This is a genomic window from Pseudomonas sp. WJP1 (assembly GCF_028471945.1).
Lineage (GTDB): Bacteria > Pseudomonadota > Gammaproteobacteria > Pseudomonadales > Pseudomonadaceae > Aquipseudomonas.
On record NZ_CP110128.1, the window covers coordinates 5,280,605 to 5,292,183 of the forward strand.

The following is an 11,579-nucleotide window of genomic DNA, read 5'->3' on the forward strand; positions in this document are numbered from 1 at the left end:
CCAGGACAGGACGTTAAGTTTTTCCTCGGCCCGAGCTGGCGCCAGCCCACCGTTGAATTGGATCGATGAAGTGCACAAACTGTGGCAGCGCGCTCACCAGCAGTTCGCCTAAACACAGAAAGGGAAAAAGGGGACAATCAAAAGAAACCTGTCCCCTTTTCCTCTAGTCCCCTTTTCCCCTGATTGCCAGAACAGGCTAAAGTGGTCAGCCAGTATCGGCTTAACCGGCTAGATGCGAAGCCCGTCTATTTCGCGAAAACGGAGATTTTTACCATGGACAACTTCTTTACCAGCGGCATCCCGCCGGCGCCGGTCACGCTGACCGCGACCCTAGCGCCGGCCGCGCCTACCGTGCTCGATGCGTTGCGCCTGCCTGAGACGCTACACAGTGCGGCACTGATGCTGCTGGAAATCATCGAGAGCGCCGAGACCCGCAGTGCCCTGGATCAGGCGTTGCATCGCGCCGAAGGCTTCCTGTATGGAATCACAACGGTGAGTGCGCTGTATGCCGTCGAGGCAGCCGACCTTGAGAAGATCTACCGGCGCACCCGTGACTCCCGCTTGGTGGCAGTGACGCCGTGACCGTCCTGCCGTTGCTGCCTAGCCTGTTCTAGACTAGGCCCTTCGCCCCCCATGACGGCACTCTGGCGGCCCGCTGACGTGATGACTTCATGAGGGGTGCCGCTCAGCGCCTCGAGGCGACGCTGTCGCAGCCCGTAGTGACGCTCAATGCCCAAGCGAAAAAGGATACCGAAAAACGAACAGATGTTTTGCGCACCTGCATTTAAATAATAAATCCGTCCCCTTTTTTACACTTCTCTCAAAATAAATCTGTCCCCTTTTCTCTTCTTTTCTCTTCTTAACTTCTTGATTTGTCGTAAGAAAGATCGGGGATTTCTCAGAACCTGCCCCCTTTTCTGTCCCCTTTTCTCTCTTTTCTCTTTTCTCTTTTCTCTTTTCTTAGTCCCCTTTTCTTGCAGCACACCTATCAGTTCTGCTAGTTCCCATCTTTTGCAATGGCGCCAATACTGACCTCCCGCATCTCGGACTTGGGGGTAACCACCCATGACATCATCACCGCGCGAAACCGTACTCTGCCATTACCACTACGACCCCCTCGATCGCCTGATCAATCATGCTCTGCCAGATACCCCCGAGCGCCAGCGCTTCTACTGCAAAAGCAGGCTGGCCACCGAGATACAGGGTGCGATGCGCTATTCGATTGTCCAGCAGGCTGACCAGTTGTTGGCGCAACATCGAAGTGAGGGTGATGCGCGTGAAATCACGCTGCTGGTCACCGATCAGCAGCGTTCGGTGTTGCAGACGGTCAAGGCCAATCATCCACCGCAGTCCATCACTTATTCGCCCTATGGCCACCGATCTGTTGAAAGTGGGTTACTCAGCTTGCTCGGTTTTACCGGCGAACGGCCGGATCCGGTGACAGGGTGTTATTTATTGGGGAATGGGTATCGGGCGTTTAATTCGGTATTGATGCGATTTAATAGTCCAGACAGTTTAAGTCCGTTTGGAAAAGGTGGAGTGAATTCGTACGCATATTGCTTCGGAGACCCGATTAATTTATACGACCAAAATGGTCACTTTCCCCTTATCACCAATGCATCAAGCTTTATGGGAAGTTTGCTCAAGCGCTCGACCAAAACCCCAAAATCATTTCAACCAATCACAACCGCACGATATACCCATAAATTGAGAATACTGAACCCCGTCACCAGGGAGGGAACTACCGATATCGCAATCACCCTTGCGCCGCCAATTATTGGCCGCAGATACAGCGTTCATCCGATTAGCCAACCAGTTGAGCAGTTCAACATACATACTCTTCATTCAGACTCTATTTCTAGCTTAGCTACTCCAAGGCACTCTCTATCGCCAACATCGTCTCGAGCTTCAACAAACATTGATTCCACATCAGTTTTTTCTACCGCCCGCGAAAGACGCCCTTCTTTAGATACTGCGCACAGAACTTATATGGAGGGGTTAACGCTTAGATTGCGGCTATCCGAACGTCTATACGAAGTTGCGCCGGTAAATTCAGGACTGCACATCTCATTAGAAAATAATATTAACGAACTTCAAGAACGCATCAGAGACACAACACACGATTACAATATTGCCAACTCCTGGCGAACTTAAATATCGGGATAACGGGAAAGATTTATTTTTTGATAGAACACCATTGGCGTAAGAATGAGCGTCTACACCGATGGTGCTTTTATAACTAAGGGGCAAGCCCCCTCGCCCCAAGGATCGTGGCTACTCAGATGGTTCGAGTCGATCCAGTGCCCGGTTCACCGCCAGTTCACCTAACATAATGACTTGCGCAATACCTAACAGGGAATTGCGCCTGGGCCCCTCCATATGATCCGCCAGATCCATGGTCATGACATTGGCCGACGCCAGCGACTCACAAGCATGGGCCAGCAGGGTTTCGGTATCGAGCTCTGGGTTGACGATAAACATGGTGCTGGGTGTGCAGGGGGTGTCCATGATGGGGACGTCCGGCTTCAGGTGATAGTCGAGGGCGCGTTCGGCGGCTTCGTGGAGTTTTTTTGAATCGAGGGTTTCGTACGGGGATGCCGGATCGGTGTCCGGCGGGTTGGGTGTGACCTTGAACATGGATGGAACTCCGATGCTATTTAGAAAGGAGCCATCACCGCCTCGCTACCAAACGAAGGGTGGCGACCATACGAAGGTTGGTAGACCGGGCATCGTAACCGGCGCTCCCGAAGGAGCCCTGCGCATGGCCACCATAAAAACACCGCCCAAAGATTGGACAGTTAAAGGTGACGCCAGGCGTCGATGCTACGGGCCTACCAAACCCGATCACTGGTTTTTTCAGTGACCGGCAAACGATAGAACCCATGCCCTGGACGCACAAGCCGGCGGATTCTGTCTCAGCTGTAGGCAACGACGCAAGGTGTTGTAGCCGGTGCGAAGTAACACCCAGTGTTTTTAAACACGCGCTCTACAACCGTTGAAAACATCACTTATTGCGGCGTTTCCGATAGCTGTAGAAGGCACAAGACTCACCCAACCCCCAATCCTGATAAACTCCCCCACCTCCCAGCCTCACCGATTCCAGATCCCCAATGTCCGTATCCAACGCCACACCCGCCCCGCTCTCCCGCCGTTTCTCCGTCGCCCCAATGATGGATTGGACCGACCGTCACTGCCGTTTCTTCCTGCGCCTGCTATCGAAGAACGCCCTCCTCTACACCGAAATGGTCACCACCGGCGCCCTGCTCAACGGCGATCACGAGCGGTTTCTGCGGCATAACGAAGCCGAGCATCCGTTGGCGTTGCAGTTGGGCGGCAGTGTGCCGCTGGACTTGGCGGCGTGTGCGCGGATGGCGCAGGAGCATGGGTACGATGAGGTGAATCTGAATGTGGGCTGCCCCAGTGACCGGGTGCAGAACAATATGATCGGGGCGTGCCTGATGGGGCATCCGCAGTTGGTGGCCGATTGTGTGAAGGCGATGCGCGATGCGGTGTCGATTCCGGTGACGGTGAAGCATCGGATCGGGATCAACGGGCGTGACAGTTATGAAGAGCTGTGCGATTTCGTCGGTACGGTGCGTGATGCCGGTTGCACCAGTTTTACCGTGCATGCGCGGATTGCGATTCTGGAGGGGTTGTCGCCGAAGGAGAATCGCGATATTCCGCCGCTGCGGTATGACGTGGCCGCGCGGTTGAAGGCGGATTTTCCGGAGTTGGAGATTATTCTCAACGGCGGGATCAAGAGCCTGGAAGCCTGTCATGAGCATTTGCAGACGTTCGACGGGGTGATGCTCGGGCGTGAGGCTTATCACAACCCCTACGTGATGGCGGAGGTGGATCAGCAGTTGTTTGGCAGCACGGCGCCGGTGATCACGCGCGCCGAGGCGTTGGCGCAGTTGCGGCCATATATCGCCGCGCACCTGGACGCCGGTGGGGCGATGCACCATATCACCCGGCATGTGCTGGGGCTGGGCACCGGGTTTCCGGGGGCGCGCAAGTTTCGCCAGTTGCTGTCGGTGGATATCCACAAGGCGAAGGAGCCTTTGGCCTTGCTGGATCAGGCGGCCGGGTTGCTCGAGGGGCGTTGAGCGCCCCGCTGTTTCAGCGTTTGGGCAGTTCGATGGAGACTTTCAGGCCGCCCCACTCGCTTTCGCGCAGCTGCAGCACCCCGCCCCAGGTGTCGACGATATCGCGCACGATGCCCAGGCCCAGGCCATGTCCGTCGGTCTGTTCATCGAGGCGCGTGCCGCGGCTGAACACCTGGTCGCGCTGGTCCTGGGGAATCCCCGGGCCGTCGTCTTCCACGTTTAGCTCAAAGGCTTGGGCGGTTTCGACCACGCTCAGGCGCACTTCGGCGTCCGCCCATTTGCAGGCGTTGTCCAACAGGTTGCCGAGCAGTTCCAGCAGGTCTTCGCGGTCCCAGGGCAGTTGCAGGCCGGTGGGCGCGACATAGCTGAGGTGCAGGTGTTCGCCGTGGATCATGTTCAGGGTGGCGAGCAATCCCGGCAGTTCGGCATCACAATCGAACAAGGCCCCCGGCAAGGCGTCGCCAGCCAGGCGGGCGCGGTTGAGTTCGCGATTGAGTCGCAGGCGGACCTGTTCCAGTTGCTCCTTGAGCACCTGGCGCAGTTGCGGGTGCGCATCGAGTTGTTCGCTGGAGGCCAGGCTCAATAACACTGCCAACGGGGTTTTCAGGGCATGGCCGAGGTTGCCCAAGGCATTGCGCGAACGCTTGAGGCTGTCTTCGGTGTGGGCCAGCAGGTGGTTGATCTGGGTCACCAGCGGTTCCAGTTCGATCGGCACCTGATCGTCGAGTTGTGAGCGCTGGCCCTGTTGCAATTGCGCGATCTGCTCACGGGCTTTTTCCAGCGGGCGCAAGGCGCGTCGCACGGTGAGACGTTGCAGCAGCAGGATCAGCAGCAGGCCCGCCAGCCCCAGCCCGAGGCCGATCTGCTGCATGCGCTGGAAGCTCTCGCGCACCGGGGTATAGTCCTGCGCCACGCTGATGGAAATCGACTGGCCCAGGCGCCGATAGTCGGAACGTAGCACCAGCAATTGCTGGCCTTCCGGACCCAGTTGCAGGTTGCTCTCCAGGCCCGGGCGCTCGAGACGTGGCAGTTCCTGGTCCCAGAGCGAGCGGGAACGCCAGTGGCTGTCGGCAAAATCGATGCGGAAATAGTGGCCGGAAAACGGCCGCTGATACGCCGGCGACAACAGCCGCTCATCCAGCTGCAAGCCCTGGGGGCCGCGCACCAGCGCTATCAACAGGTTTTCGCTGTCATTGCGCAACCCGGCTTCGAGGTAGCGCTGCAATCCCACTTCGAACAGCCACAGGCTGGTTTGCGCCAGGACCAGGCCGACGATCACCATCACGCTGATCAGGCCCAGGCTCAAACGGCGCTGGATCGACTTCACCGGGCTTGTCCACCGAGCAGGTAACCCTGACCGCGACGGGTTTCGATCACGTTGCGCCCGAGTTTGCGCCGCAGGTGATTGACGTGGACCTCCAGCACATTCGAGTCGCGCTCGGTTTCGCCGTCGTAGAGGTGTTCGGCCAAGTGGCTTTTGGACAGGATCTGTTCCGGGTGCAGCATGAAGTAACGCAACAGGCGAAACTCGGCGGCCGTGAGCTGGATGTCGGCGCCGTCGCGGGTCACGCACTGGCGCCCTTCGTCCAGTTGCAGTCCGCCCGCCTTCAGGGTCGGTTGATTGACCTGGCCGTGGGAGCGGCGCAACAGCGCCTGGATGCGCAGGTGCAGTTCTTCGGGGTGGAACGGCTTGGTCAGGTAGTCGTCGGCGCCGGCCTTGAGGCCTTCGATGCGCTCGGCCCAGGAACCGCGGGCGGTGAGGATCAGCACCGGCGTCGTGAGACCTCCAGCGCGCCACTGGGTCAATACCTCAAGCCCGGGAACCCCCGGCAGGCCGAGGTCGAGGATGATCAAGTCGTAGGGCTCGGTGCTGCCCTGGTACACCGCGTCGCGACCGTCGGCCAGCCAGTCCACGGCATACCCTTGGCGATTGAGGCCGGCCACCAGTTCGTCGGCCAGGGGCACGTGGTCTTCCACCAGGAGCAAGCGCATCGGTCAATCTTCCTTGTCTTTGAGTAAACGGCCGGTGGTGGCGTCGATGTCCAGTTCGCGAACCACGCCTTCGCGGGTCAGCAATTCGACTTCATAAATGTAGACGTCGTGCTTCTCTTCGAGCTCGGCTTCCAGCAGCTTGGCCCCCGGATAACGATCAAGGGCCTGCTGCAACAGTTGCTCGAGCGGCAGGATCACACCCTGTTGGCGCAGGCGCAGGGCCTCGTCCTGGTCAAGGTCGCGGGCCACCGCCAACGAGCAAAAAACCAGCAGCGCCAGCGCCAGGCGGCCGCTGACGCGTCGATGGGAAAAGGATTGCAGCGTCATTACGTGTCCTGATGATCCTTGAGAATCTTCCCGTTGACCGCGTCCAACTCCAGGTCCCACTCGGTGCCCTGCGGATCGCGCAGTTCAACCTGGTAGATGTATTTGCCGTACTCTTCTTCCAGTTCGGTTTCGGTGACGGTGGAACCGGGGTGCTTGGCTAACGCGGTGGCATTGAGCTTCTCGAAAGACACAATGGTACCAGCGTCGCGCAGCCTCAGGGCTTCGTCGGGGCCGAGGTCGCGCGCATGGGCGAGGCTGGCGGTCAGGCCGATGAGGGATGCGATGGACAGGGCAGTGAAGGATTTCATGGGGTGTCTCCGTATTCTTTTATGTGTTGCCTACGGGGTCACCTTAGCGGAACCAACTTAACTGAAACTGAATTGCCATCATGTACAACTATTGCGCCAGTACCTCATCCGCCCTGCCGCCCTCGCGCTGGATCACCAGGTGGATGAAATGCAGCTTGGCGATCACCGCTGGCGGTAGCACGAAGGGGTAGAAATCCGGCTGGCCCATGCTGCGCGACAGTTCATTGAGCATGCCGGCCAGTTCGATCCACGCATTGACGAATGACAGGAACGCGGTGCCGCCGGGATGCTGCGGATCGTAGAGGGTGCTAGGGGGAAAGGGCTGATAGTCGAGGTCCATTTCCCGTGCGCTCATGCCAAACCCGAGCGCGGTGTCGACGGCGTCCATCATGTGCAGGTAGTGAGCCCAGGTTTCGGCCCAGTCTTCCCAGGGGTGCATGGTGGCGTAGGCGCTGACGTAGTGCTGCTGCCAGTCGAGCGGTGCGCCTTGTTGATAATGCCGTTCCAGGGCCTCGGCGTAGCTGGCGCGTTCATCGCCGAACAGGCCGCGAAAGGGTTCCAGCCAATCGCTGTTGGCAATCAGGCGATCCCAGTAGTAATGCCCGACTTCGTGACGGAAATGCCCGAGCAAGGTGCGATAGGGTTCGTGCATTTGCACCCGCACCTGTTCGCGGTGGGCGTCGTCGGCTTCCTTGATGTCGAGGGTGATCAGGCCGTTGGCGTGGCCGGTGGTGGGTGCCTTGCCTTCGAGATCGACGCCGATGAAATCGAAGGCCAGGCCGGTTTCTTCGTCCTGGGTTTTCGGAACCACCTGCAACCCGAGGCTGACCAATTGCGCGATCAACCGGCGCTTGGCGGTTTCCACCTTGCGCCAGCGCTCGTGGTTTTCGGCGATGGATAAGTCGGGGATGGTGCGGTTCAGGCTACAGGCGATGCACAGTGAATCGTGGTCATTGGCCGGCAGCAACCAGTTGCATGCGGCTGGGGAATCGAGGTTGGCGCAGCGACGGAACACGCCCGCGCCGAGATCTGCATCGAGCAGCCAGGTGTCGGGTTGTTCGCCCGGTTGCAAGGAGGACAAGCGACTTTGCTGCGGTTGGTAACCCAAGGCTGCCGAACAGGCCAGGCACTGGCTGTTGCGAAAGAACAGCGACTGCCCGCAACGACAGGGCCAGATCTTGCTGTTGCGCGAGCTTTCGCCGATGAAGGGGGCAGCGATGCGCGAGGTGAGCTGTTCGAAGAAGCGGTACATGAGCGATCTCTCCCTGGGGCTTGCCAAGACTAGATCATTCTCCGGCGAAGATCGTTCCCACGCTCTGCGTTCGGCTGTGGAAGGGACGCGGAGCGTCCCGGGCTGCATTCCCAAGCAGAGCGTGGGAACGATCAATTAGACCGCAATACCGTGGGTTTTCAGAAACTCGACGAACGCTTCTTCATCCAGCACCTTCAACCCCAGCTCATTGGCCTTGGTCAACTTCGACCCCGCCCCCGGTCCTGCGACCACGCAGTGGGTCTTGGCCGATACGGAACCGGCGACCTTGGCGCCCAGGCTTTCGAGTTTGTCCTTGGCCACATCGCGGCTCATCAGTTCCAGCGAACCGGTGAGCACCCAGGTCTGGCCGGCCAAAGGGAGGCCTTCGACGACTTTCTTCTCGCTAAGCCAGTGCATGCCGAAATCGGCCAGTTGCTTTTCGGCGGCTTCAGCCAGTTGGCGATTGGCCTCGACGGCGAAAAACTCGCGCACCGAGGTGGCCTGCTTCTCCGGCAGCGCCTGGCGCATGTCCAGCCAGTCGGCGCTGATCACCGCTTGCAGCGAGCCGAACTTGTCGGCCAGTTTCTGTGCCCCGCCCGGTCCTACCGAAGGGATGTGCAGCTTGTCGAGGAAACCGCCCAGGGTGGTGCTGGCGGCAAACTCGGCGCCCAGTTCGCCCTGGTCCTGAATCTGCAAACCGTGGTTGAGCAGCTCGGTAATCACCTGCTGGTTGTGCGCGTCTTCGAAGAAGCTGTGGATTTCGTGGGCCACTTCCAGGCCGACGTCCGGCAGGTAGGTCAGCACTTGCGGCAGGGCCTGCTGGACCCGTTCCAGCGAACCCAGGGAACGCGCCAGCACCTTGGCCGTTTCTTCGCCGACATCGGGAATCCCCAGGGCGTAGATGAAGCGTGCCAGGCCCGGCTTCTTGCTGTCGGCGATGGCGCTGAGCAGCTTGTTGCTCGACAGTTCAGCGAAGCCTTCGAGGTCGACGATGTCTTCGAACTTCAGGGCGTAAAGATCGGCCGGCGAACTCACCAGCCCTTCATCGACCAGTTGTTCTACGCTCTTGTCGCCCAGGCCTTCGATGTCCATGGCTCGACGGGAGACGAAGTGAATGATCGCCTGCTTGAGCTGTGCGCCGCAGGCCAGGCGACCGACACAGCGATACACCGCGCCCTCGCTGACGGTCTCGCGGCCCTTGCTGCGCTTGACCAGTTGCGTGCGCTCGACGTGGGAGCCGCACACCGGACACTGCTGCGGGATCTGCACCGGCCGGGCGTCTTCCGGGCGACGCTCGGTAACCACTTGCACCACTTGCGGAATCACGTCGCCAGCGCGGCGGATGATCACGGTGTCGCCGATCATCAGGCCCAGGCGCGCGACTTCGTCCATGTTGTGCAGCGTCGCGTTGGCCACGGTAACCCCGGCCACCTTGACCGGCCTGAGGCGCGCCACCGGCGTCACCGCGCCGGTGCGACCGACCTGGAATTCCACGTCGAGCAACTCGGTGAGTTCTTCCATGGCCGGGAATTTGTGGGCGATGGCCCAGCGCGGTTCGCGGGCGCGGAAGCCCAGTTCACGCTGGGACGCGATGCTGTTGACCTTGAACACCACGCCGTCGATTTCATAGGGCAAGGCATTGCGGCGCTCGCCGATGTCGCGGTAGTAATCCAGGCATTCATCAATGCCGTTCGCCAGCTTCAGCTCGTGGCTGATCGGCATGCCCCAGGCCTTGAGCTGCTGCAGATTGCCGATGTGCGTGTCGGCGATGTCCGCAGACACCTGGCCGATGCCGTAGCAGCAGAATTCCAGTGGACGGTTGGCGGTGATCTTCGAATCCAGCTGGCGCAGGCTGCCTGCCGCGGCGTTGCGCGGGTTGGCGAAGGTCTTGCCGCCAACTTCCAGTTGCGTGGCGTTGAGCCGTTCGAAACCGGCCTTGGACATGAACACTTCGCCGCGCACTTCCAGGGTCGCCGGCCAGCCGGTGCCGTGCAGCTTGAGCGGGATGTTGCGCACGGTGCGCACGTTGACACTGATGTCTTCGCCGGTGGTGCCGTCGCCACGGGTGGCCCCGCGCACCAGCATGCCGTCCTGATAGAGCAGGCTGACCGCCAGGCCATCGAGCTTGGGTTCGCAGCTGTATTCCACCCCCGCGCCCGCGCCGAACAGATCACCGGCCGGCAGGTCCAGGCCTTCGGTCACCCGACGGTCGAACTCGCGCATGTCGGTTTCTTCGAAGGCGTTGCCCAGGCTGAGCATCGGCACTTCGTGGCGCACCTGGGTGAACGCCGACAGTGCCGCGCTGCCGACCCGCTGGGTGGGCGAATCGCTGGTAACCAGGTCGGGATGGGCCGCTTCGAGGGCCTTGAGCTCGTTGAACAACCGGTCGTACTCGGCGTCCGGGATGCTCGGCTCGTCCAGTACGTGATAGCGATAGTTGTGCAGATCCAGCTCGGCACGTAGCTCTAGAATGCGGTCTTGGGCGGCAGTCATGGGTGGTCTCTCATAAAGCAAAAGAGCAGCCGAGGCTGCTCAATTTTCGATGCGATGCAGAACTATTGTAGGAGCCAGGCTTGCCGGCGAAGGCGTATTTGAAATCGCCTTCGCCGGCAAGCCTGGCTCCTACGGGGTATGGGAGTGGCCATACCCCGCTAATTTCAACGTTTTTGGGTCAGTGCGCGACGTTCGAATTCAACGATGCGCTGACGGTAGTGCTCGATCGTCTGGGCGGTCAGTACGCTACGCTGGTCGTCCTTCAACTCGCCGTTCAACTCTTGCGACAATTTACGCGCCGCAGCCACCATCACGTCGAAGGCCTGCTTGGGATGACGCGGGCCTGGCAAACCGAGGAAGAAGCTCACGGCCGGGGTGCTGAAGTGGTCGATGTCGTCCAGGTCGAAGACGCCAGGCTTGACCGCGTTGGCCATGGAGAACAGTACTTCGCCATTGCCCGCCATGCTTTCGTGGCGGTGGAAGATGTCCATTTCGCCGAAACGCAGGCCGCTTTCGAGAATGTTCTGCAGCAGCGCCGGGCCTTTGAAGCCGGCAGGGTCGCGGCAGATCACGCTGATCACCAGCACTTCTTCGGCTTGCGGCTGTTCCTTGTCGCTGACCGCAGGCGCTGCCTTGGTGTCATCCGGGAAATCGTCGTCACGGCTGCTGAAGCTCGGGCCGCCGTCCAGGTCGAGGCTTAGGTTCATGTCGCCCTGGGAAGGCTCGCCATGGCCACGCTTGCCGCGCTTGGAGCCCGATTCGCGGGCGGGCATGCTCACCGACGGCAGGTCTTGCTCGTCCAGTTGCGGTTCCTTGTGCGCATCCAGGACGCGAGACGGGCCCAACAGCTCGGGGCTTGTATCCTCGTCAGGCAGGTTGGACAGGCTCCGGTCGAGACGGAATTTCAGTTTTCCCTTGCCGCCGCGCATACGGCGCCAGCCATCGAAAAGAATACCGGCAATGACAATAATGCCGATGACGATCAGCCACTCGCGCAGACCGATTTCCATGTAATCCCGTGCCTCTATAAAAAATGCTGAAAAATAAGGGGCTTACATTCTGTAAACCGCTTTAAAACGTGGCGCCAACTCTATGTTCTGA

Annotated in this window: 11 protein-coding genes; 3 read left to right on the top strand and 8 right to left on the bottom strand. The window is 59.8% G+C overall.

The window, feature by feature from the left end; translation table 11 throughout:
- Nucleotides 1-273 precede the first annotated feature (273 nt).
- Nucleotides 274-582, top strand: a complete 309-nt coding sequence (locus OH720_RS23610) for a hypothetical protein (RefSeq protein WP_272603113.1) — start codon at nucleotides 274-276, stop codon at nucleotides 580-582.
- A 483-nt stretch (nucleotides 583-1,065) separates the two neighbouring features.
- Nucleotides 1,066-2,154 (top strand): RHS repeat-associated core domain-containing protein, encoded by a 1,089-nt coding sequence (locus tag OH720_RS23615; protein ID WP_272603114.1) that lies wholly within the window; start codon nucleotides 1,066-1,068, stop codon nucleotides 2,152-2,154.
- 120 nt (nucleotides 2,155-2,274) lie between these two features.
- On the opposite strand, the gene OH720_RS23620 is transcribed toward OH720_RS23615, so the two are convergent.
- Entirely contained in the window at nucleotides 2,275-2,637 is a 363-nt protein-coding gene (locus tag OH720_RS23620) for a DUF6124 family protein (protein ID WP_272603115.1), read from the bottom strand.
- Nucleotides 2,638-3,110: 473 nt separating this feature from the next.
- Between OH720_RS23620 and dusA the strand changes: the two genes are divergently transcribed.
- Complete coding sequence (dusA, locus tag OH720_RS23625; RefSeq protein ID WP_272603116.1) at nucleotides 3,111-4,106, top strand: tRNA dihydrouridine(20/20a) synthase DusA; 996 nt, start codon at nucleotides 3,111-3,113, stop codon at nucleotides 4,104-4,106.
- Nucleotides 4,107-4,119: 13 nt separating this feature from the next.
- Here dusA and OH720_RS23630 read toward each other — a convergent pair whose 3' ends face one another.
- The 7 genes from OH720_RS23630 to zipA all read right to left on the bottom strand — a co-directional run bounded on the left by OH720_RS23630 (nucleotide 4,120) and on the right by zipA (nucleotide 11,488).
- The gene (locus OH720_RS23630; RefSeq protein ID WP_272603117.1) at nucleotides 4,120-5,433 is read right to left on the bottom strand and encodes a sensor histidine kinase; all 1,314 of its coding nucleotides are present in this window, start codon (nucleotides 5,431-5,433) and stop codon (nucleotides 4,120-4,122) included.
- Nucleotides 5,430-6,098 carry a response regulator transcription factor gene (locus tag OH720_RS23635; RefSeq protein WP_272603118.1) on the bottom strand — a complete coding sequence of 223 codons (669 nt, stop codon included), beginning with the start codon at nucleotides 6,096-6,098 and terminating at the stop codon, nucleotides 5,430-5,432. The genes OH720_RS23630 and OH720_RS23635 overlap by 4 nt, the downstream gene beginning before the upstream one ends.
- 3 nt (nucleotides 6,099-6,101) lie before the next feature.
- Complete coding sequence (locus OH720_RS23640; protein WP_272603119.1) at nucleotides 6,102-6,425, bottom strand: PepSY domain-containing protein; 324 nt, start codon at nucleotides 6,423-6,425, stop codon at nucleotides 6,102-6,104.
- Nucleotides 6,425-6,733, bottom strand: coding sequence for a PepSY domain-containing protein (locus tag OH720_RS23645; protein WP_272603120.1), 309 nt, complete (start codon nucleotides 6,731-6,733; stop codon nucleotides 6,425-6,427). Before OH720_RS23645 ends, OH720_RS23640 begins: the two co-directional genes overlap by 1 nt.
- Before the next feature lie 88 nt (nucleotides 6,734-6,821).
- Nucleotides 6,822-7,985, bottom strand: a complete 1,164-nt coding sequence (locus tag OH720_RS23650; protein ID WP_272603121.1) for a zinc-binding metallopeptidase family protein — start codon at nucleotides 7,983-7,985, stop codon at nucleotides 6,822-6,824.
- Nucleotides 7,986-8,120: 135 nt separating this feature from the next.
- Complete coding sequence (gene ligA, locus OH720_RS23655) at nucleotides 8,121-10,478, bottom strand: NAD-dependent DNA ligase LigA (protein ID WP_272603122.1); 2,358 nt, start codon at nucleotides 10,476-10,478, stop codon at nucleotides 8,121-8,123.
- 164 nt (nucleotides 10,479-10,642) lie between these two features.
- Nucleotides 10,643-11,488 (bottom strand): cell division protein ZipA, encoded by an 846-nt coding sequence (gene zipA, locus OH720_RS23660; protein ID WP_272603123.1) that lies wholly within the window; start codon nucleotides 11,486-11,488, stop codon nucleotides 10,643-10,645.
- Nucleotides 11,489-11,579: the final 91 nt, after the last annotated feature.

Bases quoted from the DNA above. Each gene is read 5' to 3' on its own strand.
- OH720_RS23610 (WP_272603113.1), top strand. From the start codon at position 274: ATGGACAACTTCTTTACCAGCGGCATCCCGCCGGCGCCGGTCACGCTG.
- OH720_RS23615 (WP_272603114.1), top strand. From the start codon at position 1,066: ATGACATCATCACCGCGCGAAACCGTACTCTGCCATTACCACTACGAC.
- OH720_RS23620 (WP_272603115.1), bottom strand. From the start codon at position 2,637: ATGTTCAAGGTCACACCCAACCCGCCGGACACCGATCCGGCATCCCCG.
- dusA (WP_272603116.1), top strand. From the start codon at position 3,111: ATGTCCGTATCCAACGCCACACCCGCCCCGCTCTCCCGCCGTTTCTCC.
- OH720_RS23635 (WP_272603118.1), bottom strand. From the start codon at position 6,098: ATGCGCTTGCTCCTGGTGGAAGACCACGTGCCCCTGGCCGACGAACTG.
- OH720_RS23640 (WP_272603119.1), bottom strand. From the start codon at position 6,425: ATGACGCTGCAATCCTTTTCCCATCGACGCGTCAGCGGCCGCCTGGCG.
- OH720_RS23645 (WP_272603120.1), bottom strand. From the start codon at position 6,733: ATGAAATCCTTCACTGCCCTGTCCATCGCATCCCTCATCGGCCTGACC.
- OH720_RS23650 (WP_272603121.1), bottom strand. From the start codon at position 7,985: ATGTACCGCTTCTTCGAACAGCTCACCTCGCGCATCGCTGCCCCCTTC.
- ligA (WP_272603122.1), bottom strand. From the start codon at position 10,478: ATGACTGCCGCCCAAGACCGCATTCTAGAGCTACGTGCCGAGCTGGAT.
- zipA (WP_272603123.1), bottom strand. From the start codon at position 11,488: ATGGAAATCGGTCTGCGCGAGTGGCTGATCGTCATCGGCATTATTGTC.